At 36.0% G+C, this 24388-nt stretch carries 26 protein-coding genes and 1 tRNA gene; 7 read left to right on the plus strand and 20 right to left on the minus strand.

All coding sequences use genetic code 11. The annotated features are described in order from the left end of the window. Positions 1-2: 2 nt before the first annotated feature. The 19 genes from SB679_RS22795 to SB679_RS22885 all read right to left on the minus strand — a co-directional run bounded on the left by SB679_RS22795 (position 3) and on the right by SB679_RS22885 (position 17218). Positions 3-76: transfer RNA gene (locus SB679_RS22795), tRNA-Asp, on the minus strand. A 132-nt stretch (positions 77-208) separates the two neighbouring features. Next, positions 209-526, minus strand: coding sequence for a thioredoxin (gene trxA / locus SB679_RS22800; RefSeq protein ID WP_034710707.1), 318 nt, complete (start codon positions 524-526; stop codon positions 209-211). 84 nt (positions 527-610) lie between these two features. Continuing rightward, a complete protein-coding gene (locus SB679_RS22805; RefSeq protein ID WP_410704589.1) occupies positions 611-1786 on the minus strand; it encodes a cysteine desulfurase family protein in 1176 nt (391 codons plus the stop codon). A 2-nt stretch (positions 1787-1788) separates the two neighbouring features. Next, positions 1789-2256 carry a hypothetical protein gene (locus tag SB679_RS22810; protein WP_410704590.1) on the minus strand — a complete coding sequence of 156 codons (468 nt, stop codon included), beginning with the start codon at positions 2254-2256 and terminating at the stop codon, positions 1789-1791. Between the two features lie 23 nt (positions 2257-2279). After that, the gene (locus SB679_RS22815) at positions 2280-2867 is read right to left on the minus strand and encodes an HAD family hydrolase (RefSeq protein ID WP_410704591.1); all 588 of its coding nucleotides are present in this window, start codon (positions 2865-2867) and stop codon (positions 2280-2282) included. 5 nt (positions 2868-2872) lie between these two features. Beyond that, positions 2873-3598 (minus strand): SDR family NAD(P)-dependent oxidoreductase, encoded by a 726-nt coding sequence (locus tag SB679_RS22820; protein ID WP_410704592.1) that lies wholly within the window; start codon positions 3596-3598, stop codon positions 2873-2875. After that, entirely contained in the window at positions 3598-4917 is a 1320-nt protein-coding gene (locus SB679_RS22825) for an FAD-binding protein (RefSeq protein WP_410704593.1), read from the minus strand. The genes SB679_RS22820 and SB679_RS22825 overlap by 1 nt, the downstream gene beginning before the upstream one ends. Beyond that, the gene (locus tag SB679_RS22830; RefSeq protein WP_410704594.1) at positions 4914-5801 is read right to left on the minus strand and encodes a decaprenyl-phosphate phosphoribosyltransferase; all 888 of its coding nucleotides are present in this window, start codon (positions 5799-5801) and stop codon (positions 4914-4916) included. Before SB679_RS22830 ends, SB679_RS22825 begins: the two co-directional genes overlap by 4 nt. Positions 5802-5908: 107 nt before the next feature. Further along, positions 5909-6598 (minus strand): OmpA family protein, encoded by a 690-nt coding sequence (locus tag SB679_RS22835; protein ID WP_410704595.1) that lies wholly within the window; start codon positions 6596-6598, stop codon positions 5909-5911. 25 nt (positions 6599-6623) lie between these two features. After that, complete coding sequence (locus tag SB679_RS22840) at positions 6624-7115, minus strand: lipocalin family protein (protein ID WP_034710686.1); 492 nt, start codon at positions 7113-7115, stop codon at positions 6624-6626. Positions 7116-7240: 125 nt separating this feature from the next. Continuing rightward, complete coding sequence (locus tag SB679_RS22845; protein ID WP_410704596.1) at positions 7241-8923, minus strand: S8 family serine peptidase; 1683 nt, start codon at positions 8921-8923, stop codon at positions 7241-7243. A gap of 87 nt (positions 8924-9010) precedes the next feature. Continuing rightward, on the minus strand, positions 9011-9634 hold the full coding sequence (locus SB679_RS22850) for a WbqC family protein (protein WP_410704597.1): 624 nt from the start codon (positions 9632-9634) through the stop codon (positions 9011-9013). A 58-nt stretch (positions 9635-9692) separates the two neighbouring features. Beyond that, on the minus strand, positions 9693-11360 hold the full coding sequence (lepB, locus tag SB679_RS22855) for a signal peptidase I (RefSeq protein WP_410704598.1): 1668 nt from the start codon (positions 11358-11360) through the stop codon (positions 9693-9695). Between the two features lie 82 nt (positions 11361-11442). Further along, a complete protein-coding gene (gene dapB, locus SB679_RS22860; RefSeq protein ID WP_410704599.1) occupies positions 11443-12144 on the minus strand; it encodes a 4-hydroxy-tetrahydrodipicolinate reductase in 702 nt (233 codons plus the stop codon). Positions 12145-12200: 56 nt separating this feature from the next. After that, positions 12201-12839: a DUF5683 domain-containing protein gene (locus SB679_RS22865; RefSeq protein WP_410704600.1), complete on the minus strand. Its 639-nt coding sequence runs from the start codon at positions 12837-12839 to the stop codon at positions 12201-12203. Continuing rightward, a complete protein-coding gene (locus tag SB679_RS22870) occupies positions 12836-13729 on the minus strand; it encodes a ParB/RepB/Spo0J family partition protein (RefSeq protein WP_410704601.1) in 894 nt (297 codons plus the stop codon). Before SB679_RS22870 ends, SB679_RS22865 begins: the two co-directional genes overlap by 4 nt. An 84-nt stretch (positions 13730-13813) precedes the next feature. After that, on the minus strand, positions 13814-14587 hold the full coding sequence (locus SB679_RS22875) for a ParA family protein (RefSeq protein ID WP_034711070.1): 774 nt from the start codon (positions 14585-14587) through the stop codon (positions 13814-13816). Positions 14588-14754: 167 nt separating this feature from the next. Continuing rightward, positions 14755-15600, minus strand: a complete 846-nt coding sequence (locus SB679_RS22880; RefSeq protein ID WP_410704602.1) for an energy transducer TonB — start codon at positions 15598-15600, stop codon at positions 14755-14757. A 331-nt stretch (positions 15601-15931) separates the two neighbouring features. Beyond that, on the minus strand, positions 15932-17218 hold the full coding sequence (locus SB679_RS22885; protein WP_410704603.1) for an adenylosuccinate synthase: 1287 nt from the start codon (positions 17216-17218) through the stop codon (positions 15932-15934). Between the two features lie 146 nt (positions 17219-17364). On the opposite strand from SB679_RS22885, the gene SB679_RS22890 reads away from it, so the two are divergent. Genes SB679_RS22890 through SB679_RS22905 form a run of 4 tightly spaced genes read left to right on the plus strand, consistent with a single transcriptional unit; the run spans position 17365 to position 19818 of the window. Further along, a complete protein-coding gene (locus tag SB679_RS22890) occupies positions 17365-18228 on the plus strand; it encodes a DUF4238 domain-containing protein (protein WP_410704604.1) in 864 nt (287 codons plus the stop codon). Positions 18229-18279: 51 nt separating this feature from the next. Beyond that, a complete protein-coding gene (locus SB679_RS22895) occupies positions 18280-18528 on the plus strand; it encodes a type II toxin-antitoxin system ParD family antitoxin (protein ID WP_410704605.1) in 249 nt (82 codons plus the stop codon). Then, entirely contained in the window at positions 18528-18827 is a 300-nt protein-coding gene (locus SB679_RS22900) for a type II toxin-antitoxin system RelE/ParE family toxin (protein ID WP_410704606.1), read from the plus strand. The genes SB679_RS22895 and SB679_RS22900 overlap by 1 nt, the downstream gene beginning before the upstream one ends. 55 nt (positions 18828-18882) lie before the next feature. Next, on the plus strand, positions 18883-19818 hold the full coding sequence (locus SB679_RS22905; protein ID WP_410704607.1) for an alpha/beta fold hydrolase: 936 nt from the start codon (positions 18883-18885) through the stop codon (positions 19816-19818). Between the two features lie 91 nt (positions 19819-19909). Here SB679_RS22905 and abc-f read toward each other — a convergent pair whose 3' ends face one another. Next, positions 19910-21496 carry a ribosomal protection-like ABC-F family protein gene (abc-f, locus tag SB679_RS22910; RefSeq protein ID WP_410704608.1) on the minus strand — a complete coding sequence of 529 codons (1587 nt, stop codon included), beginning with the start codon at positions 21494-21496 and terminating at the stop codon, positions 19910-19912. A gap of 414 nt (positions 21497-21910) precedes the next feature. Between abc-f and hpt the strand changes: the two genes are divergently transcribed. The 3 genes from hpt to obgE all read left to right on the plus strand — a co-directional run bounded on the left by hpt (position 21911) and on the right by obgE (position 24235). After that, a complete protein-coding gene (gene hpt / locus SB679_RS22915; protein ID WP_410704609.1) occupies positions 21911-22465 on the plus strand; it encodes a hypoxanthine phosphoribosyltransferase in 555 nt (184 codons plus the stop codon). Positions 22466-22594: 129 nt separating this feature from the next. Then, the gene (locus SB679_RS22920; RefSeq protein ID WP_410704610.1) at positions 22595-23173 is read left to right on the plus strand and encodes an adenylate kinase; all 579 of its coding nucleotides are present in this window, start codon (positions 22595-22597) and stop codon (positions 23171-23173) included. Between the two features lie 78 nt (positions 23174-23251). Continuing rightward, the gene (obgE, locus tag SB679_RS22925; RefSeq protein ID WP_317741355.1) at positions 23252-24235 is read left to right on the plus strand and encodes a GTPase ObgE; all 984 of its coding nucleotides are present in this window, start codon (positions 23252-23254) and stop codon (positions 24233-24235) included. The last annotated feature ends 153 nt before the right edge of the window (positions 24236-24388 follow it).

Raw genomic sequence — 24388 nt, forward strand, 5'->3', positions numbered from 1 at the left:
TGCGATCCGGACGGGACTCGAACCCGCGACCTCCGCCGTGACAGGGCGGCATTCTAACCAGCTGAACTACCGGATCATTTTCTGTTTGTTTAAAGAACTTGTTTCTTTTTTGTGATTGCAAAATTACACCTTTTTTCGTTACCTGCAAATTATTTAGCAAAAAAAAGCCTCCCAAAAGCGGAAGGCGTTCATTATCAAACTTATTTTTTTACAAGTGTGCGCTTAATTTTTCAGCGATCACCTCTTTTGGAGTTACACCAACTAATTTATCAACCACCTCACCGTTCTTAAATATTAGAACTGTAGGGATATTTCTGATACCATACTGCATAGAAATTTCCTGATTGTTGTCTACATCTACCTTTCCTACGACTGCTTTTCCTTCAAAATCATTTGCTACTTCCTCGATGATTGGTCCCAACGTTCTGCAAGGTCCGCACCATACTGCCCAAAAGTCTACTAATACAGGTTTATCTGATTTTAAAACCGTTTCCTGAAATGAGCTATCCGTAATTTCTAAAGCCATTTTGTTTCTTTTATTTAAATTAATATTATATTCTTTTTCAATGTCTAATTGGATATTCAAAATTACAATTTTTAAGTAATAAGACTATCTATGCTCAACATTTGTTTTTTCTATAGTAAAATCGCTTGAAATTTCTTTCAGGGCATTGGCCAGCGCATCAATATCAGCTTTGGTCGTCATATGGCTGAATGAGATACGTAATGGAGTACATTCATCCATTTCGTCTTCTGATAATACCATCATCATTACCATCGAAGGTTTAGAAGCCCCGGAAGAGCACGCACTCCCCTGAGAGATTGCAATCCCTTTCATATCCAGCTGAAGCCCGATTAAAGGGTTCTTATAAGGCAATAAAGCGCTTAAAACTGTGTAAAGACTATTTTCTTTCTCCGCACTTCTTCCATTGAACTTAATTCCGGAAATTGCTGCCGATAATTGTTCAATAGCATATTCTTTAATGGTCTGCATATGCTCAGTATATGCTTCCATATTTTTCAGAGAAAGTTCCAGTGCTTTTCCAAGTCCAACGATACCGGCAACATTTTCTGTTCCTGCTCTTAAACTTCTTTCCTGAGGACCCCCGGTGATAATTCCTTTTAAGCCGCTTGATTTTCTGATGAATGCAAACCCCACTCCTTTCGGTCCGTGAAATTTGTGTCCGCTGCAAGAGGCAAAATCCACAAGAATATCAGAAAAATCCAAATTCATATGAGCCATTGTCTGCACCGTATCCGAATGGAACAGCGCATTATTGGCTTTGCACAATGCGGATATCTTTTTAATATCTGTAATATTTCCAATCTCATTATTAGCATGCATCAGACTTACTAATGTTTTCTTATCGGAAGCCTTCAGTAATTTTTCCAATGCATCAAGATCAATATCTCCTTTTTCATTAGGACGGATGTAGCTCACCTCCACTCCTTTTCTACTTTTCATATCCAGAATACTCTCGGAAACACATTTATGTTCCAAGGGAGAACTGATGATTCTTTCTATACCAAGATGCTCAACACTTGATTTAATAATCATGTTATTAGATTCTGTTCCGCAAGAAGTGAAGATAATCTCAGCAGGACTTACGTGAAGATAATCTGCAACCTGTCTTCTTACATTTTCAATAAGAATCTTCGCCTCCTGTCCAAAGCTGTGAGTTGAGGAAGGATTCCCAAAATTCATCTTCATGGTCGCAACCATCGCATCAATAACTTCTTCTGAAATGGGTGTTGTTGCGGCGTTATCTAAATATATTTTATCCATTTTTATTTTGAATATTTTAATTCTACTGAGGTGAACTGATAGTCTGCAGGAACAGCAAACATAAACCAAGGGCTTGACATCATCTGAATTTCCATGCCGCCTGATTCCTGAAAAGGAACTTCTACATACAGCACGTTATTGAGTACGGAAATACTTTTTATTTGAGTAATTCTGTGATCACCCGATCTGAAACTTCCCAAATGATACAAAATCACTTTTTTGTCTTTTGGAAACTCCGGGTAATGTACATCAGGCTCTTTTCCCGCTTCTACAATGGTAAAGTTATTTCCTTTGATTGCGGTGCGGAATTCCTGTTCGTTTTTAATCACCTTAAATCCTGTCTTATCCATGCCGCCTTGCGACTCGGAGACCAAAAGTTCGCCGTGTTTTTGCATGTCTGATGATTTTTGCGCTGTAGTACTGGTGCAACTCATTAGAATTGCAGAACAGAAGATAAGCAGTCTTTTCATTTTTACATTTTTACCACCCAAAATTAGTGAAAAAATTGATAATGACCTTCATTTGCCCATTTCAGCATTTGTCTGTCGCCGGAAGTATCCCCGAAAGCGATTATTTTATCGTATTTTGAATTGCTTATTTCTTTTTTGATCCGCTCTAATTTTTCCTTTCCGTTGCAGTTTTTACCGATGAAATTCCCTGTAAAAACCCCGTTTTTAAACTCTGCACGCGTAGAAACGAGCTCCATTTTAAGTTCATCAGCAAAGGGTTTTACCCAGATGTCTAATGAAGCGGTAACCAATAAGCTTTGTGTATTATTCCTATCGATATTTTTAATAAAGTCCAGGGCATTTTCCCTCACGATCTTTGGATAGTGATGTTCAAAGAACTGTTTGGATTTCGATTGAATCTTTTCTTCAGTCTGGCCTTTTAGAATGGATCCGATAAAGCTCTTTTTCACTTTTTCGGTATCAGCAAGCTTTAATTTTAGTAAAATAAAAAGTGGAACATGTCTTAAAAATTGTATTCTGAATTTGGTAGAATCATAGAATTTAAGGTACAGGAACATCGTATCCTTGTAGGTTAAGGTTCCGTCAAAATCAAAACAATACAATTTTTTCATTTTAATTAAAGCTTTAATTTTTTGAATATAAATTCAGGAATATTCCTGATAATCATCATAATAATCCCCCAAATTGGTAACACATACGCCACATTTTTCTGCTTTTTAAATGCTTTATAAATGCATGCCGCCGCCTGTTTTGGAGTTGCAGTCAGCTTCGGATTTAATGGAAGCCCTTCAGTCATTTTAGTAGCCATAAATCCAGGTTTTACGGTAAGAACATGTACTTTTTTCTCAAAAAGGTAATTTCTTAAACCGCTTAGATAGGCTGTAAATGCCGCTTTTGCACTTCCGTAAATAAAATTACTCTGTCTTCCCCTATCTCCCGCAACGGATGATAATCCGATAATGGTTCCGGACCGTCTGCTTTCAAATTTCTGAGCAAAATAGTTCATGACCGGTACCAGCTTTGCGTAATTGATATTAATAATACGCTCGGTATTTTTATGATCATACAAACTTTCCTCAGTACCTTCGCCTAAATATCCCGTAGCACAAAATAAGACATTTGAATTGACATTTTCAAATTGTGTATAATCAATTTCTTTCAGCAGGTCCAGTTCAATGACTCTGGACTGTTGCAGAAATTTTACATCGATATGTCTTGCGAACCTTTCAGTGGTTTCTTTATTTGAGGTAAAAAGATAAATTTTTTCAAATTTCTCGCCTTCTTCCAGCATTTTTTCGACAAAAGCCTGTGCTACTTCAGATGTACTTCCCAGAACTATCATTATGAATTATTGTTTATGATTCTTTTGTGCTGTAAAGACACAAATTTAGAATTTTGAATATTTTTCAGGTAATTGGTTAAAGATGATTTACTCATGCTGTCTTTGGTAAGATAGATTCTTCCGCCAAACTGCTGCACAATATCATCCAGTTTTCCAACCAGTTTTTTCAATTTGGAATTGACTTTAAAATCAAGAGCCAGCGTATATCCTTCTACCGGAAACGAATTGTAAGCCTCCGGATTGTTTTTTCCAAAAAGTTTTAAAACGGCTAAAAATGAACCATTTCCGCTATTGGCAATAGTTTCAAGGATTTTTTTCATTCCTTCTTTTCCTGCTTCTTTAGGAATAACCATCTGATATTGTATAAAGCCTGATTTCCCGTAGATCTTGTTCCAGTCGGAGATAGCGTCCAAAGGATAAAAGAAGGTTTCATAATCAATGAAATTCTTCACCTCTTTCTTAGACTGTTTCTTATAATACAATAAGTTGAATATCTTGACTGTAAGGTTATTCAGTACAAAATTTGGAAAATAAAAAGGAACCGTAGGCTGCAACTTTTTCTTCAGTCTTAATGGATTTTTATTCATATTTTGAGGAAGTTCATGTTGAAAAGCATGCTCTCCTCTCATTAAAATACTTCTTCCTATATTTTTCCCTTTCTGAAGGCAGTCGATCCACGCAACCGTGTATGTCCAGCTTTCACTTTCATCAAACAGTCTGAAAATTTCATCCAAATTTTCTGCTTTAATACTTTCCTGACGGATATAAGCAGATTCTATATTTTTAAGTTTAAACTTTGCGGTAAGAATAATCCCTGTAAGCCCCATTCCTCCGATAGTAGCCCAAAACTGAGCTGAATTCTCTTCTCTAGAACAAGTGATGATCTCTCCTCTTTCTGTCATCAATTTAAACTCGATGACATATTCCGAAAAGCAGCCTTCTGCATGGTGGTTTTTACCGTGAACATCTGATGCAATCGCACCGCCTACAGAAATAAATTTGGTTCCGGGTGTTACATACAGGAAATATCCCTGAGGAACTGAAATTTCAAGCACATCCGAAAGCAATACGCCCGATTCACATTCTATAACCCCGTTCAAACGGTCAAAACTGATAAATTTATTAAGTTTTTTGGTAGAAAATATATGTTCTCCCAGAGAAGCATCTCCATAGCATCTTCCATTTCCTCTTGCGATAACTTCATTATGATTGAGTACAAATTCTCTTATTTTTTTGAAGCTGTCCTCAGACCTCATCTCCTTTTCTACTACCGGGAAATTGCCCCAGTTAGTAACTTTTTGTGTAAAATTCGGCTTCATTTTTTAAAGTAAATTTGAATTAAGAATGTAGCTACCCATAATAAAAGAGTAACTTGTATGTATCTGTCGCGATAGACAATTTTTGTAGGGGATTCTGTTCTGTTGTACACCAGCGTCTGCTGTAGATATCTTAAAAAAGCAAACACCACAAAAATTACGGTATAGAAAACTCTTTCATGAAATCTTGCCTGTACTTCAGGAGATAATGTAAACATTAAATAACATATAATAGCCAATGTTACGGAAATAGAAAGTGTAATATCTGCAAACTGAACATTATATCCATCCAGTGCTTTTCTTGTTTTTCCGGAGACCTGTGCATTAATGAGCTCGCCTCTTCTTTTTCCGATCGCCAGGACCAGTGCCAGTACAAAAGTCAGTAAAATTGCCCATTGTGAGATACTGATTCCGGTGATGTAACCTCCGGATAACACTCTCAATACAAATCCTGTGGCAATGATAAAGATATCAATGATAGGAACATGTTTAAGCTTGAATGTATAAGCAAGGTTCATCACAAAATAAAAGCTTATGATAGCCCCGAATTTCCATAAGTTCTGATGAAAATACATCTGGGCCCAGAAAAATAGAGCAATATCTACTACAATAAGTCCTATAAGAATGGATATTGCTTTTGATTTTGATATAGCTCCACTTGCCAGCGGTCTCCTTCTTTTTTCAGGGTGCTGTCTGTCGGCCTCAATATCATTATAGTCATTTAAGATATAAACGACACTTGCAGCCAGGGAAAAAATGATAAAAGCAAAGATGCTTTTCGTAAGTAAATCCAGATTTTTGATATTTCCGGAAAAGAACAGAGGGACGAATACGAATAGGTTCTTGACCCATTGCTCCACTCGGAGCAGCTTAAGATATTTCTTCATTTATGTTGTTTCATTTGCAAAAATAAACAATTCAAAATTTATAGCCTAAAAATACAAAAAAAACCGCCGAGGCGGTCTTTTCTGAAAATATTTATATATTAAATTAATTACTGCCCTTGTTTAGCATCATTAATCATTTTCTCGTTTGCTGTGATGGCAAATTCTACTCTTCTGTTTTTAGCTCTTCCTTCATCAGTATCGTTACTTGCCACTGGCATAGTTTCTCCTTCTCCTTTTGTAAATAACCTGCTTGAAGCAATTCCTTTAGAAACCAGATAAGACTTTACAGCATCTGCTCTTCTTTGTGAAAGTTTCATGTTGTAGTCATCCGCACCTTTGCTATCTGTATGTCCGTAAACATTAATATTAGTATCAGGGTTATTAGTAAGCACCTGAGCCAGTTTATCTAAATTGGTAACTGATGTAGGTCTGAGGTTTGAAGAGTCAAAATCAAAGTTTACAATACTTTCGCTCATGGTAACTTTAATACCGTCTCCTACTCTTTCTACTTCAGCACCTGGCAACGTTTCTTTAATTTCTTTAGCCTGTTTATCCATTTTGTTACCGATAACATTACCTGCAACACCACCGATAATACCTCCTAACACAGCACCTAATGCTCCATTTCCTCCTTTACCGACGTTATTTCCTAAGATACCTCCCAATACAGCTCCGGACGCAACACCTGCTGCTGTACCTCTCTGTTGGTGGTTTGAATTCTGAACTGCTTCACAACTTGTCAGCAACAATGCTGATGACAAGAATAGAGCTCCTACGTATGATTTATTAAATTTCATTTTTTTAATCTTTTATGTTTATAAATTATTTCATTCCTGCTCTCTGGAAATTATACACAACTCTTATTGTGTTTCCTTCGAATGGAACATTTTGCTCAAGCGAAAACTGATCTTTAGCCTGATTGATAATATTTAAAGAATATCCTACTGTATTCTGTTTCGCTTTTGTACCGTCTGCAATTTTTTTAAACATAAAGCTGCTTCCGTTTTTCACTTCAAATTTGATAGGCTGTGTAAATGCCGGACAAGCTCCTCCACCGCTTAATGTGTAGGCTCCTGTGTAGTTGTTTGGAATTAATCTCCAATGGCTTCCTACAAAACATTGTGCATCAGCACCTTCGTCAAAAGGCTTAATTTTATATCCTTTATCGTAATCAATGCTTACAATTTCCCAATCTCCTTTTAATTGTAAAAAGTCTGATTTTTGGTTTTGAGATGTTTCTGCTTTTTTAACTGAGGAACAAGACACTGCAAAAAGTGTTGACCCCAACATTCCAGCAAGTAGTAACTTTTTCATTTTGTTGTTTATTATTTTGTTATTATAAAGTTACAAAAAACCGTGCCAAAATTGAAAAATAAAAATAAAAAAAGTCCGGAAAATCCGGACTTTATGTGGTTACTCCTTAAATACAGGGAGATATATTATTTTTTAACAGTCTTTTTTACGGATTTCGCAGGCTTTGTATTTCCTGAAGATTTACCGTTATAAAAATTGGCATAAGCATATTCAGCAGCCTTCTTTACATCAATCACACCTCCAGCCTGAGAAAAATCACCAAATTGGTTCTCTGTATTCGGGTTGCTCGATTTCACCAATGCTTCAATTACCTGATAAGGTTTCAGATTAGGCATATAAGCCAGTAAAACTGCCGCGGCACCTGCCACTACCGGTGAAGCCATTGAAGTCCCCTGAAGGTATCTGTATTCGTTTTTAGGAACTGTAGAATAAATTTCTTCTCCCGGAGCGAAAACATTGACCATTTTCTTATTAAAGTTGGAGAAACTTGCTCTCAATTCATTATTTCTGTTCGTGCTTGCTCCTACTACCAACACGTTATTTACAAACGGTTTATCATCTGTAATGTTTTTAAAATTGGTAGGATATGCCAAATGTTCCGCAACATCTTCGTTTTCGTTACCGGCTGCTTTTACCAACAATACATTTTTATCTTCTGCATATTTGAAAGCATCCCAAACTACATTTTTACCTGGTGATACCGGTTTACCAAAGCTCATGTTTAATACTTTGGCACCATTATCTACTGCATATCGGATCGCATTAGCTACATCTTTATCTCTTTCATCACCATTTGGAACAGTTCTTACAGACATAATCTTAGCCACTTTGGAAGCTACCCCATACTGAACTACTTTCCCTTGCGGAAGTCCTGCGATGATCCCGGCAACGTGTGTTCCGTGTTCAGCATCCGGTCCTTCATAATGGTTATTTCCATAATTCTTTTCAGAATAGTCATCATAGTTGTCTCCTACAATTTCTTTTCTGGTATCATAGTTAACGTCATACTGCTTAGCCATAGGTGCAAAATGATCAACTGCTTCTTTCATCTGCTCTCTCATCAGCTTTTCAAAATCAGCAGGAGATTTTCCTTTAAATTCAGGGCTTTGAGAAACCTGAGTCAAAATACTTAATGCAACAGCATCTTTCTGCTCAGTTGGAGCTTTAATTGCTGCAATGGTTTCGGGTGTTACTGATTTTCCTCCTAACAGTTTTACCATATTAGGAATCAGATCAGTGATCATCGTATAGGTTTGAAGACTTTGCTTAGCATCTATGCTCTTTTTGCTGAAAAGATCCTTAGATTTCATATACATGGCAAATTCTTCAGGCATTTTAGCTTGATTGGCTTTGTTTTTTGTAGAATCATCGCCTTCAAAAACAGGTTTGTATTTGGCAACAACCCTTGTTACTTCCATGTTGTCAACATCTACATCTCCATTTTTACCTCCGATAAAATTCCATCCGTGTACATCATCGATATATCCGTTTCCGTCATCATCTTTACCATTATTGGGAACTTCATTTGGATTGGTCCAAACATTTTTCACCAATCCCGGATGGTCTACCTGTACTCCGCTGTCTAAAACCCCTACCACAACGGTAGCTGGCTTTAATCCTTTGGATTCTAAATATTTATATGCGTTTTCTGTATTTACACCATATACTTTTGTTGTAGAAAAATCTTTGTGATACCAGGTCATCAAATCTTTATCCTCATTCGGATCAATGGTTTTCGCTTGTGCTTCCTGAGCATAAGAGAAACTAAAACCTGCTAAAAAAACAGCAGCTAATAATACCTTTTTCATATGTTGATATTTATTTTTTTAAGGTCATACACAATCGCAATTTCATTCATTTAATTTCAGAAAATTTCATGAACAGCGATTTCATGTTTAGTATGAATATTTAATATTTCTTATATAAGTCATCGATTCCGGTCCTTTGTTACAAATAAGATCCACAATCGACAAGTCAGCTAAAAATCCCAATTTATCAGTGAATGTCTGATAATATTCTTCCATTTCAAATTCTGAAGGACGTTTTGCAGAAAATTTTTCTCTAAAATTAACAGCATCAGGATTTTTGATATATTCTTCATTCAAAGACTGTGCCTTTTCTGCCTTTAAGATCTGTTTGATAATTTCCAAAGCTTTAATATTGAAATCCAATAAATATTTTTCTTTCAATTCAAAGATTTTCTTTAATTTATCTTCATAATATTCGAAATAAGGAGAACTTTGGTAAGCTGTTTTGATAGATTTCCAGTGAATGCTTCTCCAGTCTTCACTATAGGAAATCTCAATGTCTTTAAATTCCCTTTTACCGTTATGATTAATTGGGATGATCAGTGAAAGTTTGCCGTTGGCACCATAAATATTCGTTCTGCTTCTATACGTCTGTTTAGGAAAGCTTTCGAATTGCTCAAATACAACCTCATTTTCAGCATCAAGGAATACCGAAAACCATGAAATCGGCGGTAAATAGAATACCGGTAATAATACATTCTTCATATTCATAATACAAAAATGAAGCATTCTTTCAAATACTTCATTTTATTTCTAATTTATTTTGATTTTATAAATCGTCTTCTGTTTTTTTCTTTGCAAATAGTTTCATAAAATATTCCCATCCAAAGAAAAGAATAAGGATCATTGCTGCTACCCACCAGTAAGAGGCTTTGTTGGCATCCCCGGTATTGGTTGCTTTAAACATTCTATCCCAACGGATTTTTTTAGGAGCCTGATATGTTGAACTAGCATCAGAAAAAACTCCCTGTACACTCATCCATGTAAACATTGGTTTTCCAACGATATTTTCTTCAGGAACAAAACCAAAGAATCTTGCATCAAGAGAAGCATCTCTGTTGTCTCCAATCATCATATAATAATCCTGTTGGATTGTATACTGATTGGTTTCTTTTCCATTAATGAAAATTTTTCCGTTTTTGTTTTCTAATGTATTGTGTTCGTATTTAGAAATTACCCACTGATACATCGGAAGAGATTCCTTATCAATAGTAACAACATCACCTTTTTTAGGAATTTTCAACGGACCGTACCAATCCTGATTCCAAGGTTTATTGATAGGGAAGGTAGATTGAGTGGTATCAATACTTTTTGTATAAGCTGTTTTATCAGCATTTAATTTATATGAAATCGTAGCAGAATCTTTAGGATAAATATTTTCCTCCATGCTCAGTACGCCCGGCAAAGTTTTAATCTCTTTTGCCGTTTTATCTGTAAGTCCCTGGAACAAATAAACAAACCCACCGCTTTTTTCGTTCTGCATTTCTCTTACCGGTAAGAATCCGTAAGTATTATACAAACCTGGAATATCTAACTGACTTCCTGTATTAACAGTATAAGCATGCTGTACCTCCTGATCTCCCAATACGGTTTCCGGCTTTCCGTTAACAAACAGTCTACCAGCTCTCATTTCAAAAGTATCTCCTGCAACAGCAACACATCTTTTAACGTAAGGGTCTTTTCTATCGATTGCAGTGTGCACAGAATCCTGAGGATAGTTGAAAACAACTACATCATTTTTCTGAGGTTTATTAAACTGTAGAATTCTGGCATAAGGTAATTTAATACCGTCTACATATGATTTCGGATCATCTTTAGGATTCCCTTTTTCTCCTGCGTCAAAAATAGTTCCCTGAAGGAAAGGTATTGATACGGGACGCATGGGAAGTCTGTATCCGTAGCTCCATTTGTTTACAAAAAGGAAATCACCCACTAAAAGCGTTCTTTCCATGGATCCCGTTGGAATTCCGAAAGGCTGCGTTACAAAAACGTGGATAATGGTTGCGAAAACAACAGCAAAAGTAATAGAACCTATAAAAGAATCTTTTTTCTTTTCATTTTTCTCTTCATCCATCATGAATAATTCGTTGGCTGCTTCGTCTTCTAACTCCACATCTTTTGAATAATTAACGGTCGCCATATAGATAAATGGAAGAATAACCGTCAGCAGCTGATGCTGAAATAAATGCTTTCCAAATTTTTTCATTAAATAAATATGGAAAACAGACATCATAATAGGCCCAACAATCGGCATATATGATAAAATTGCCCACCATTTAGGATGTTTGGTCTCCTTTAAAATAATGAAGTAATTGTAGAAAGGTACAAATGCCAATAAAGGATTGTACCCCATTTTCTTGAACAGCTTCCAAGTTGAAACTCCCATTAATACGGATAAAATGAGAACGTATACTGCGTAAGTTAAAAAATAATTCATAAATTTTCTGTGCCTATTCTAATTGAATTTGTGTTGAGCAATTTCTTTAATTAGTTTATGATTTGGTAGATTTGTTACAAACTTAAAGACCTAAAACGTCTTTCATTCCAAAGTTTCCTTTTTTGTCTTTGATCCATTCTGCTGCCACAACAGCTCCCAGTGCGAATCCATCTCTGTTGAAAGCAGTATGTTTTATTTCTATTTCATCGACCTCGCTTCTGTAGAAAACACTGTGGGTACCGGGAACTTCATCTTCACGAACTGCAAAAATTCCAAGTTCTTTACCTTGTGTTTCTTCCAGTTTCCATGCTTCAAATTTAGGATTATTTTTGATGATTCCTTCTGCAATGGAAATTGCGGTACCGCTGGGTGCATCTTTTTTGTGAACATGATGAATTTCTTCCAACTGGCATGAATATTCATCTACGTTTTTCATAAGATCGGCTAACTTTTCGTTTAAAGCAAAAAATAAATTGACTCCTAAACTAAAATTTGAACCATATAAAAATGCCGTATCATTATCTACAGCAATTTTTTCTATTTCAGCTTTTTTCTCAAGCCATCCCGTGGTTCCGGAGATCACAGGAATGTTGTTTTCCAGACAGGCCTTTATGTTATCAAAAGCTACTTCCGGCAGCGAAAATTCGATAACAACATCCGGATTATTCAGATTGTCAGCAGTTGGGGTTTCTTTCAGCCGGGCAACTACTTCATGTCCTCTTTTTTGAGCAATCTCATCAATGATTTTACCCATTTTACCGTATCCAACTAATGCTATTTTCATGTGGTATTGTATTATTTTTAATCTGCTTGCATCTTTATTGACTGCAAACTGATGTATTAAAATTTATAGCTTAAACTCAATCCTGTTTTTGGAGGGGTAAAGCCATATTGGTCCTGAATGACCGTAGGGCTGAATGTAAGATCCGGATCGTGGCGGCTTTCATACAGGTGGGCATCTACTACCGCATCTACAATATTCAGAATATAGATCAGACCAGTAATTGCAATGGCATAATCCCGCTGCCTTTTTGATCTGTCCTGCGCATTCCCCAATGCTTTTTTATCTAACCATGGATGGCTGTCAACGAATTCGTTGGGCGTTCCGTTCAGTTTGGCTACATAATATTCTCTGTACTTCTTGTATTGCTTATCATTCCATGCGGCAATTCCCACTCCTGCTCCTACTGCTCCCCAAACGATAGGAATTTTCCAGTATTTTTTATTGTAAAACTGACCTAATCCGGGAAGTACTGCAGAATACAATCCTGCTTTTGTAGGATTTAACTTAAGTGTCTTTTTGGTGGGTCCGTTTGCTTTCTCCAGATCGTCAACTACTGTAGATTTCGTTTTCGCCGGTTTAACCAATGACACACTGTCTTTCGAAGGTTTAACCATCCGAATGGTATCATTGGGACTGACTTGTGAATATGCGGATGCAACAATGCACAAGAAAAGGATGAAAACTATTTTTTTCATTGTTTAATATGAGACAGGATATATTCCAGTTCGTCTTCATTTTTGAAGTCCAGAACAATCTTACCTTTTTTACCGTTTCCAGAGGATTTGATCTCCACCTTTACATCAAGGATATCAGAGATCGTCTTCTGTACTCTTTTATAATTGTTTGAAAGCTCTACTTTTTCTTTTTTGGCGGCAGGTGATTTAGGATTTTTCAGAGCCATAGAAACCTGTTCCGTCTGGCGCACATTCAGATGTTCTTTAATAATTCTGTCAAATAAAATCTGTTGCAGCTCTTCATTGTCAAGACTGATAATCGCTCTGCCGTGTCCTGCAGAAATTTCTCCGCTTCTGATAGCATTCTGAATATCGGGGCTTAATCTTAACAATCTGATGGAATTGGTGATCGTACTTCTGTCTTTTCCTACTCTGTGGCTAAGATTCTCCTGCGTCAGACCAATTTCATCCAAAAGTCTCTGATACGTCAATGCAATCTCAATCGCATCAAGATCTTCTCTCTGAATATTTTCAACAAGAGCCATCTCAAGAAGCTCCTGATCATTCACTAAACGTATATAAGCAGGAATAGCTGTTAAACCAGCAATTTTACTCGCTCTGTAACGTCTTTCCCCTGATATGATTTCAAACTTTTCGCCATCTTTTCTTAGGGTAATCGGCTGGATCATTCCTAAGTTCTTGATTGACTGTGCAAGTTCGTTTAATGCTTTTTCATCAAAATAAGTCCTTGGCTGAGTAGGATTGGGATAAATATCTTCAAGTGCTACTTCTACGATATTCCCCACAAATTTGTCTGCCCCCTCATCGGTAGCAGAATTGATACTCGCTTTGGATTCAGCACTTAAAATCGCGCCTAAACCGCGCCCCATAACTCTTTTTTTGTCCTTCATAGATATAATTGATAAATGATAATTAAGTAAGCGAAATCAGTTTTTGAAATAGTCAGACTCACTTACCGTCCATTTATTATTAATTTAATTCTTTACTAAATTTTCATTCCTTAGCAACACTTCTTCTGCCAACTGGATGTACTGAACTGCACCTTTGCTTTCGGCATCATAATTCAGAATACTTTCCCCAAAGCTTGGTGCTTCACTTAATCGTACATTTCTGCTGATAATGGTTTCAAAAACCATTTCCGGGAAGTGTGCATTTACTTCTTCCACTACCTGATTGGATAATCTCAATCTGCTGTCGTACATGGTCAAAAGAAGTCCTTCAATATCCAAGTCTTTATTGTGGATTTTCTGAACATTTTTAATGGTATTCAAAAGTTTTCCTAATCCTTCCAATGCAAAGTACTCACACTGGATCGGGATAATCACAGAATCCGCCGCAGTAAGGGCATTTACTGTAATAAGACCTAAACTCGGTGCACAGTCGATGATAATATAGTCATAGTCGTCTCTTACGCTGGCCAATGCTTTTTTCAGCATGTACTCACGGTCTTCTTTATCAACCAATTCAATTTCTGCTGCTACCAAATCAATATGAGAAGGAACAATATCCAAATTGGGTGTGGTTGTTCTTTTAATACATGTTCTGGTTTCCACACTGTGTTCAAGCAGATTGTATGTAGAATACTGAACATCTTCAACTCCAAGACCGGAAGTTGCATTAGCCTGAGGATCAGCATCAATGATCAGTATTTTTTTCTCTAATACCCCTAATGCCGCAGCTAAATTTACAGCTGTTGTTGTTTTTCCAACTCCTCCTTTTTGATTAGCGATACCTATGATTTTTGCCATTATTAGAACTTTAAGCTTCAAAAATACACTTTTTTCTTTGCTCTGGATGAACGATGAAAATCAAAATTGAGTTAAAATATTGTTAATAAGCATTTTAACAATAAAAAAAATTATCCACAAAAAATCATTCTTTGTGGATAACTATCTAAAATTTGTTTTATTACTGATTATTCAAATCTCATGGAAACCGGAAATTTGAAATAACTTCTTACGGGTTCTCCCTGTTTATTTTTTGCAGGCTTCCAGGCTCCTCTGATGGATTTGATCGTTCTTATCGCTTCATTGTTAAACGAAGCATCACTACCGTTAGCCTTGATTCCGGAAATTGTTCCGTCTTTCTCTACCACAAAGGTAATAACGGTTTTCATGGTATCGCCGCTTCCTTCAAAACCGGAACCGTCAAAATTATCCATTACTTTTTTTCTGAATGAATCAATTCCGCCGCCATAGCTGGCTTCCTGACTCAATTCTCCAGGACTTGCAATCGTGTTTCCAGCATCTTTTATCACCGGTGGCGCCACATAAGGAGCAGGATGCCCTGTTCCAATAACAGGAGGTGCAGGAGTATAAGTTTGAGGAGGCGCAGGATCGCCTTTAAGATTATTTACTAAACCAGGAACCGCATCATCAGGTTTATCTTGCTTTGCTGGTTCTACTGCATTTCTTGTAGGGGTTGCAACAGAACTGTTATACTGTTTTGTATTAGGAGGAGAGACAGGTTTTACGACATCCACTTTTACTGGCGGAGTATCCGGTCTGTCAACCTTATCTAATTTAAAAACTAGTGGTGGGTCATTTGTAGGTATTTCCACTGGCGCATCACTTCTAAATGCTGAGATAATTAACGGGGTTATTGAAATAGCAGCCAATAAACCTATCCCTACAAAAAGGGACTTTGTTAATATTCTGTCTGATTCATTTCTTAATGCATAGGCTCCATACGCTTTGTTGCGGTTTTCGAAAAGAACTTCATTAAATCGAAATTCCTGATTGTTTTGTAGGTACTTCATCACTATAAAAATATTTAAACTGTTAAAACGGTAATTATTGCTTTGATCTGTTATCATCAATAAGCTTTAAATGGATATCAAAATTTCTGCCAAAAAATTATTAAAATCTCATCAATTCAAATAAAACTATAATAATATGTTAAAATAAGCATTCATGAAAAAGTAAAATACTGTATGTAAATGACTTATACAGCTATTTGTGAAGAATATTTTTTTTAATTAAAAATCACCATGCAATACATAAAGCCCCGAGTTATTTAAGGTGAAAATTATTAATCAAAAAAAGAGACCGCCCTTACGGGCAGTCTCTTCTGTATTATTAATTCTAACGTTTTTAGAATAATTCTTTTCTGATAATATTCTGGCTTCTTTCCGGGCCTACAGATACCAAGTATACGTTGATTCCTAAATATTGCTCGATAAACTCGATATATTTCTGAGCCGTATCCGGAAGTTCATCATAGCTTCTTACCTGAGTAAGATCGTCAGTCCAACCTGGAAGATCCTGATAGATAGGCTCGTAGTTATATAGTTTTTCTGTTGATGAAGTGAAATAATCGATGATTTTTCCGTCTTCCGTTTTGTAATGGGTAACGATTTTAAGGTTTTCAATACCTGTAAGAACGTCTAATTTCGTAATTACCAGGTTATTGATTCCATTGATCATACAAGCATGCTTTAAAGAAACAAGGTCTAACCAACCTGTTCTTCTAGGTCTTCCTGTAGTTGCTCCGAATTCACCACCAATCTGTCTGATGCTTTCTCCTAATTCATTATCCAATTCAGATGGGAAAGGTCCGTTTCCTACTCTTGTACAGTATGCTTTTGCAACACCGATAAGGTTTTGAAGGGATGTTGGAGGTACTCCTGCTCCGGTACACACTCCTCCTGTAGAAGGGGAAGATGAAGTAACGTACGGGTAAGTTCCGAAATCGATATCAAGCATTAATGCCTGAGCTCCTTCGAATAAAACGTTTTTACCATCTCTGATAGCTTCGTTCAATTCAACTTCTGTATCTACGATTCTGTCCTGAAGCTGCTTTCCAATAGCTAAAAATTCGTTATAAATTTCTTCTACATCCAATGTTGGTTTTCCGTAGTATTTTTCAAAAAGAGAGTTTTTAACCTTAAGGTTTTTCTCAATTTTATCTCTTAAAATTTCAGGATTCAGAAGGTCTACCATTCTGATACCGATTCTTGCGATCTTATCTTCATAGCAAGGTCCGATTCCTTTTTTAGTCGTTCCGATCTGAGTTCCTCCGTGCTCTTCTTCACGGTAAGTATCCAAAAGAATGTGGTAAGGCATGATGACATGCGCTCTTCTGCTGATAAAAATGTGGTCCGTTCTTAATCCTTTGCTTTCGATCTGGTTGACTTCCTTAATGAAAGATTTAGGATTTACCACTACTCCATTCGCAATGATACACTTCCCTTTACACTGCAGAACTCCTGAAGGAAGAAGATGCAGAACAAATTTTTCTTCACCCACATAGACAGTGTGGCCAGCGTTATCACCTCCCTGGAAACGTACTACGTAATCCGATTTAGCTGATAAAACATCTGTTATTTTTCCTTTACCTTCATCTCCGTATTGAAGACCTACAACTACGTAAGTTGACATATTTTACTTTTATTTTTAGATTCATGCAAAATTACTTTTAAAAAATAGGGTGACCAAATTTGAAAGGAATTTTATTTTGGATGAGTAGAAATGATAATAATATTTCACTTTATCATCACTATATTTGATTTATTACAACTATCCAAATGAGCCAATCTCAAAAACATCATTTTTTACCAGTATTTTATCTTAAAGGTTTTGCAAGTGAAAATGAACAATTTAAAATCTTCAATGTAAAAACAGAAGAATTCAAGCAAAAAGGAAAACTTTTTTCGCCTTCTTCTCATTTTTATATTCTTAAGGACAATACTATTATGACAGATTTTGGTGAAGATGATTTCATGGAAAAATTTTATGAAAAAGTTGACAACAGTACTGCTAAAATTTTTCAAGTCATTAACTCTAACACTTTTGAAAACAGATTTGGCGTTAGTGAAACAGATATGCCTTATCTTAATAATTTTGTAAGCCAAACTTATTGGAGATCTCCATTTAATAAAAATATTCTTCAAGATTATATTAAAAAATATAAATTAAAAGAATTGGGTCTTACAATCATTGATGAAAATGGTAATCACAATGAAGAATTAAGTGAAAAGTATAAAAATGAACCTGAATTTTACAAAACATATAAGCTTTATAATTCGTTACTAGATTCTATTCGTGGATTTAATTGTAGAACACAATATCACATATTTGGTCGACCAAGAGAACTACCATCAATTTGCTCTGATTCTCCAATAATTTTTAGTAAAAGCAATGACATTAAAGTATATGAAGATGATTATATTTTCCCTATTTCAAAAAGCAGAATTTTTATGAAAAGAAATCTAACTCAAAAATTTAATCATCAATTACATCATCTCATCGATCTAATCTTGTTAAAACAATCAATAAATTATTTAGCAACAAGTGACGAAAGTTATGTTTATTTTTTAATGGAGCTTGATAAAGAAAACAATTATTCTCTAAATGAATATAAAGAAATACTATTCAATAACTTAGTTTAGTTTTTTTGATTAAATACCAAAAATTGGTATCTTTGATTTAAAATTAACAAGATGGCAAAAAATACTTCCATTCTATTAGGAGATTATTTTGATAATTTTATTAATCAACAGGTTAAGTCCGGGAAATTTTCTTCTGCAAGCGAAGTGATAAGAACGGCCTTAAGAATGTTCGAACATGAAGAATCTAAGAAAACAGAATTAATCAACGAATTAAAGCAAGGTGAAAAATCCGGTTTTGTTGAACATTTTGACCGTAAAGAATTTCTTAAAAATATTCATGAGAAATATTCTACTGAATAATGAACTACAAAATCACCAAAGAAGCATTAAATGACTTAGAAAAAATCTGGCTCTATACCTTTGAAACATGGTCACTCAAACAGGCAGATCATTATTTCGATTTGCTTATGAATGAAATTGAATATTTATCTGAAAATCCAAAATCTGGAAAAAATTATAGTGAAATCAGGAAAGGCTATTTCCGTTCAAGAGTAAAATCTCATTTTATATTCTACAGGATCAATAGTAAAAATGAAGACATTGAAATTATCAGAATTCTTCATCAGCAAATGGATATTTCATCAAGATTAGATGAATAGGAAGTGTATTAATTTTGTATCTTTAATCGTCCTATACAACACCTAATACAATCCCATGAAATCACTACAAAAATCCGGTTACCTTCCAAAAAACAGCAATGATCAGCCCAAGCTTTTCTACACTATATTTACTCCTGATGCTGTCTCTGTAAAAGCCACGCTGTTGATTGTTCATGGGATGCAGGAACATAGCGGCAGATATGCAGCAATAGCAGACTATTTTGCAGGTCATGGATTGGCTGTACTCACTTATGATCATCTGGGACATGGAAAATCCGTCAAGGAGAAAAAAGATATCGGATTTTTCCAGAAGAGCAAACCGGATGAAAGACTGATTAATGATGCCATCATGATGAGCAATTACATTATGGAACAGCATCCCGATGTTCCTCACTTTATCCTTGGCCATTCTATGGGATCTTTTATTACGCGTTGCGTGCTTCAAAGAATTGGAAATCAATTTGCAGGAGCGATCATTACAGGAACTGGAGGATCACTGACGGGACTTAGTTTATTAAATGCTTATTTTTCATTAGCCAATACCATCGCACCACACTCAAAAACTTTTTTCAATACTCTTTTTAATACAGTTAATAACAGCCATTTTAAAAAGGATACTGATTTCAGTGATACCAGCTGGCTGAGCCTGAACCCTGCCAACAGAAATGCGTTTTCTGAAGATCCGCTTTGCGGAGCTCCCTTTACCAACAATGCATTTTACGCCTTATTCAAAATTTATAAAAAAGCAACGGCCAGAAACTGGGCAGACACAATTCCTAAATCGTTACCGCTCCTATTGATAAGCGGACAGAATGATCCTATCGGAAATTTCGGAAAAGGAGTTATGGAAACGGTAAATCATTTAAAAGATGACCATTTTCAGGAAGTGAGTGTGAAATTATATCCAAACATGCGGCATGAAATACTGAATGAAGAGATCAGAGAAGAGGTCTTGAATGAGATCTATCAATGGATCAGTAAAAAATTATGACCTTCACTTTGACTATTAGGTTAAAATAAAACCTTATAGATGTAAAAAACTATAAGGTTTGAACTGTTGAGCTCTACAGATTTAGGTCAGCTTAAAGTACGACTTCCCTTTCCACATCAATCTCATGCAAAAAGGTTTGGTCATGAGAAATCACGAGCAGGGTTCCCTGATATTCTTTAATGGAATCTGTTAAAATTTCCACGTTTTGCAGGTCTAAATTATTCGTCGGTTCATCAAGAATAATTATATCCGGAGCTTTATTACTGATAGAAAGTCCACATAGAAGAAGCCTCAGGCGTTCACCGCCGCTCAATACTTCACACTTTTTGTCCCAGGTTTCTTTTCCGAATAAAAAACGGGCTAATAATGTCTTTATTTCAAATTCCGGCATCGCTTCATCATTAAACGTTTGGGCAAATTCATAGACGGTCAGAGATCTGTTGATCAATGAATATTCCTGATCGATATAAATGGTCGTACAATCTGCCTTCGTTATCGTTCCGGTATCCGGCCGTATATTTCCCAGCAGCAATCGGATCAAAGTAGTTTTACCGGAACCGTTTGATCCTTTGATTGAAATTCTTTCACCGCTTCTGATTTCAAGATTAAGATTGTTCTTCCATAATAACTTTTCATCATATTGATAATTAATTTCTTCTGCAATAATGAGTATTTTCCCGGTATGAAGACCGGAGTCATTAAAATTAACTTTCATCTGGTCGGAATTTCTTACTGAGGAACGAAGTTCACGGAGATCCCCTGAAATACCCTCGATTTTTTCTGCATGAATATTTCTCAGTTTTGAAGTGTTTTTTTCAGCATTATTACGCAGGGTATTCATCATAATCCTTGCTACTCCTGATTTCTCCTGTTTATTTTTACCTCGTGCATCCAGTTTCTGCTTTTTTTCGAGGGTCTCACGCTCTTTTTCCTTTGCTTTTTTCAGAGCGCGTTCTTTAGAATGGATGTCATTATGTAAAGCCTCTTTTTCAATTTCTTTCTGTCCGACGTAAAAATCATAGTTTCCACCATAGGTTGAAACTCCCTGATTACTGAGTTCAAAAATAGTATCTGCCAAATTCAGCAAAGTTCTGTCATGGCTTACGATCACAACAGTTGCACTCGTTTTTTCAATATAATTATAAAGCAGGTTTCGGCCTTCCAGATCCAGATGGTTCGTAGGTTCGTCCAACAGTATAACATCCGGCTGATTGATCTGAATTCCGGCAAGAAAAACTTTAGTTTTCTGCCCTCCACTTAAGGTTTCTAATTTTTGATGTAAGTCTAAACCTTCAAGTTTCCAATACATTAAGGCTTCCTGACTGCGTTCTTCGATGGTCCAGTCATCATTTAATATTTCAAAATACTTTTCATCAACTTCTCCATTCGTGATGTTTTCGAGCGCATCGAGTTTCTTATCAATTTGTAAACAGGCTGCAACGGACATATGATTAAAGTTTCCGAACATTTGCGGAACGTAATATAAGTCACCCTGACGGTTGATGGTTCCGCTTAAGGGTTCTATTTCTCGTGCGATAAGTTTAAGCAGTGTAGATTTCCCCATACCATTGCTTCCAACCAAAGCCGATTTTGTTTGGGAAGGTATCGTTATATGAATATGATTAAAAAGAAGGTCCCTGTTAGGAAACCTATAGGATATGTTGTGTAGAAAAAGCATGATTTCTTTCTGTATGATAGTTAAACATCAATAACTACGGCTACGAGGTTATTGTTTTGAGTACAGCGGAAAGAAATTTGGATCCTACATGTTTGGTGTTTGGTATTTGGTGTTTGGTGTTTGGTGTTTGGTGTTTGGTGTTTGGTGTTTGGTGTTTGGTGTTTGGTGTTTGGTGTTGCAAAGATAGTAATTTCGTTTTTATACTTAAAAATTTTCAATTCTCCGCCGGTTTCACCGTCTTGATTACCGGATATTTTTCTATTAACGATAACAAAAAAATCTTAATTCAACTATTATATGATGTGGTAAAATAAATTTTAGGAAAACATAATCTATCATGTTTCATGAATGTGAAACAATCAGGAAAATATTTTAATCAAAAATCCGTAACTTTGCCAACTACTAAAAATTTTTATGGACAGTATTCAAATTCACGACAAAACTTTCGTTCCTTATCTGGAGGACGCCGAAATTCAGGAAATCGTAAAAGCAACCGCTTTAAAAATTTACGAAGATTATAAAGATGAAGTTCCCGTTTTCATTGGTGTTTTGAACGGAGTGATCATGTTCTTCTCGGATCTTTTGAAGCATTACCCGGGAAACTGCGAGATTGCCTTCATCCAAATGAGTTCTTATTCAGGAACTGAATCTACAGGAATCGTTTACCAGAAAATGGAATTAACGAAAGACGTAAAAGACCGTCACATCATCATTGTAGAAGACATCGTTGATACTGGAAATACAGTGGAGAGCCTTTTCAAATATTTCAAGGAAACACAACGTCCGAAATCTGTAAAACTGGCTTCTTTCTTATTGAAACCTGAAGTGTATAAGAAAGATTTCAAACTGGATTATATCGGTCTTGAAATTCCGAACAAATTTGTTCTTGGTTATGGGTTAGATTATGATGAGTTGGGAAGAAACCTTCCTAATTTGTATCAGTTAGAAGAAGGACAGATCAACCACTAACAATTGCTACTGGCTTTTAGCTATTAGCTATTAGCTTTTAAAAATTATACCTTAATAAAAAGTAAATACTAACTAAAAAAGCTAAGAGCAAGAAGCCCATCCGCCCATTGCTAAAAGCGAATCAACATTATGATAAACATAGTTCTGTTCGGCCCTCCAGGAAGTGGAAAAGGTACACAAGCTCAAAATCTAATTGAAAAATTCAACTTGAAGCAGGTTTCAACCGGTGATCTTTTCAGGTTCAACATGAAGAATGATACTGAACTTGGGAAATTAGCAAAATCATATATCGATAAGGGAGAATTGGTTCCGGATCAGGTAACAACAGATATGCTGATTGACGAATTGAGAAAACCAACGGATACCAATGGTTTTATCTTCGACGGATACCCTAGAACTGTTGCTCAGACAGAAGCGTTGGAAAGAATTGTAAAAGAGGAACTGAATGATAAGATCGACATTTGTCTTTCATTAATTGTAGATGATCAGATCTTAGTGGAAAGACTTCTTAAAAGAGGTGAAACAAGCGGAAGAACTGATGACAGCAACGAGGAGATCATCCAAAACAGAATAAAAGAATATTATGCAAAGACAGCTGAAGTAGCTGAGCTTTACAAACAACAAGGAAAATATATCGAGGTAAACGGTGTTGGCGGAATTAACGAAATTTCCGAAAAGCTTTTTGCCGAAGTAGAAAAAATAAAATAATTAATAGTTATGAGTGATGAGTCATAGGTTCATTTTTAAATTCATAGCTCATAATTCATAACTCATAACATTTATTAAATGTCAAATTTTGTAGATTACGTAAAGATTCATTGTAAAAGTGGCCATGGTGGTGCAGGTTCTGCTCACTTACGTCGTGAAAAATATATACCCAAAGGGGGACCTGACGGTGGTGACGGAGGACGAGGCGGACACGTTATCATGAGAGGAAATGCTCATGAATGGACTTTACTTCCCTTACGTTACACGCGTCACATTAAAGCTGAACGTGGTCAGAACGGAGCAAAAAATCAGTTAACAGGAGCTTACGGAGAAGATGTATACATCAATGTTCCGATTGGAACCATTGCTAAAAATGAAGAGGGTGAAGTGATCGGTGAGATCCTTGAAGACGGACAGGAAATTATCCTGATGGAAGGAGGAAAAGGAGGAATGGGTAACGAGCATTTTAAATCTTCTACCAATCAGACCCCAAGATATGCACAGCCTGGAATGGATGGTCAGGAAGGCTTTGTAGTTTTCGAGCTTAAAATTCTTGCTGATGTTGGTTTGGTAGGATTTCCTAATGCCGGAAAATCTACTCTTCTGGCGTCCGTATCTGCGGCGAAACCTAAAATTGCCAATTATGCATTTACGACACTAACTCCCAATTTAGGAATCGTGGATTACAGAAATTACAAATCTTTTGTAATGGCTGATATTCCGGGAATCATTGAAGGAGCTGCAGAAGGTAAAGGTCTTGGACACCGTTTTTTAAGACATATTGAAAGAAACTCTATTTTATTATTCCTCATTCCGGCGGATTCTGAAGATCATTTCCAGGAGTTTAAAATTCTGGAAAATGAATTGAAAGAATACAATCCGGAGCTGATGGATAAAGATTATATCGTTTCTATTTCAAAATCCGACCTTTTGGATGATGAACTTAAAAAAGAAATTTCCGCAGAATTTCCTGAAAACAAGCAGCCTATATTTTTCTCTGGTGTAACCGGAGAGAACCTAATGGAACTGAAGGATGCAATCTGGAAAAAACTTCACGGATAGAACACTTATATTAGTTTTATACGATATCACAATTAAAACCTCAGGACGTATCCTGAGGTTTTTTATATTCATAGTGATGTCTAGTCCTGAAATATCGATACACAAAAAAAGAATCGTTATGGAAGAACATTTAGAAACCCAGTATGTCAAGCG

Origin of the sequence: Chryseobacterium sp. SIMBA_029 (assembly GCF_046535275.1) — a bacterium.
GTDB lineage: Bacteria > Bacteroidota > Bacteroidia > Flavobacteriales > Weeksellaceae > Chryseobacterium.

Excerpts from the sequence above, each read along its gene's own strand:
- trxA (WP_034710707.1), bottom strand. The coding sequence starts at position 526 with ATGGCTTTAGAAATTACGGATAGCTCATTTCAGGAAACGGTTTTAAAA.
- SB679_RS22805 (WP_410704589.1), bottom strand. The coding sequence starts at position 1,786 with ATGGATAAAATATATTTAGATAACGCCGCAACAACACCCATTTCAGAA.
- SB679_RS22810 (WP_410704590.1), bottom strand. The coding sequence starts at position 2,256 with ATGAAAAGACTGCTTATCTTCTGTTCTGCAATTCTAATGAGTTGCACC.
- SB679_RS22815 (WP_410704591.1), bottom strand. The coding sequence starts at position 2,867 with ATGAAAAAATTGTATTGTTTTGATTTTGACGGAACCTTAACCTACAAG.
- SB679_RS22820 (WP_410704592.1), bottom strand. The coding sequence starts at position 3,598 with ATGATAGTTCTGGGAAGTACATCTGAAGTAGCACAGGCTTTTGTCGAA.
- SB679_RS22825 (WP_410704593.1), bottom strand. The coding sequence starts at position 4,917 with ATGAAGCCGAATTTTACACAAAAAGTTACTAACTGGGGCAATTTCCCG.
- SB679_RS22830 (WP_410704594.1), bottom strand. The coding sequence starts at position 5,801 with ATGAAGAAATATCTTAAGCTGCTCCGAGTGGAGCAATGGGTCAAGAAC.
- SB679_RS22835 (WP_410704595.1), bottom strand. The coding sequence starts at position 6,598 with ATGAAATTTAATAAATCATACGTAGGAGCTCTATTCTTGTCATCAGCA.
- SB679_RS22840 (WP_034710686.1), bottom strand. The coding sequence starts at position 7,115 with ATGAAAAAGTTACTACTTGCTGGAATGTTGGGGTCAACACTTTTTGCA.
- SB679_RS22845 (WP_410704596.1), bottom strand. The coding sequence starts at position 8,923 with ATGAAAAAGGTATTATTAGCTGCTGTTTTTTTAGCAGGTTTTAGTTTC.
- SB679_RS22850 (WP_410704597.1), bottom strand. The coding sequence starts at position 9,634 with ATGAATATGAAGAATGTATTATTACCGGTATTCTATTTACCGCCGATT.
- lepB (WP_410704598.1), bottom strand. The coding sequence starts at position 11,360 with ATGAATTATTTTTTAACTTACGCAGTATACGTTCTCATTTTATCCGTA.
- dapB (WP_410704599.1), bottom strand. The coding sequence starts at position 12,144 with ATGAAAATAGCATTAGTTGGATACGGTAAAATGGGTAAAATCATTGAT.
- SB679_RS22865 (WP_410704600.1), bottom strand. The coding sequence starts at position 12,839 with ATGAAAAAAATAGTTTTCATCCTTTTCTTGTGCATTGTTGCATCCGCA.
- SB679_RS22870 (WP_410704601.1), bottom strand. The coding sequence starts at position 13,729 with ATGAAGGACAAAAAAAGAGTTATGGGGCGCGGTTTAGGCGCGATTTTA.
- SB679_RS22875 (WP_034711070.1), bottom strand. The coding sequence starts at position 14,587 with ATGGCAAAAATCATAGGTATCGCTAATCAAAAAGGAGGAGTTGGAAAA.
- SB679_RS22885 (WP_410704603.1), bottom strand. The coding sequence starts at position 17,218 with ATGTCAACTTACGTAGTTGTAGGTCTTCAATACGGAGATGAAGGTAAA.
- SB679_RS22890 (WP_410704604.1), top strand. The coding sequence starts at position 17,365 with ATGAGCCAATCTCAAAAACATCATTTTTTACCAGTATTTTATCTTAAA.
- SB679_RS22895 (WP_410704605.1), top strand. The coding sequence starts at position 18,280 with ATGGCAAAAAATACTTCCATTCTATTAGGAGATTATTTTGATAATTTT.
- SB679_RS22900 (WP_410704606.1), top strand. The coding sequence starts at position 18,528 with ATGAACTACAAAATCACCAAAGAAGCATTAAATGACTTAGAAAAAATC.
- SB679_RS22905 (WP_410704607.1), top strand. The coding sequence starts at position 18,883 with ATGAAATCACTACAAAAATCCGGTTACCTTCCAAAAAACAGCAATGAT.
- abc-f (WP_410704608.1), bottom strand. The coding sequence starts at position 21,496 with ATGCTTTTTCTACACAACATATCCTATAGGTTTCCTAACAGGGACCTT.
- hpt (WP_410704609.1), top strand. The coding sequence starts at position 21,911 with ATGGACAGTATTCAAATTCACGACAAAACTTTCGTTCCTTATCTGGAG.
- SB679_RS22920 (WP_410704610.1), top strand. The coding sequence starts at position 22,595 with ATGATAAACATAGTTCTGTTCGGCCCTCCAGGAAGTGGAAAAGGTACA.
- obgE (WP_317741355.1), top strand. The coding sequence starts at position 23,252 with ATGTCAAATTTTGTAGATTACGTAAAGATTCATTGTAAAAGTGGCCAT.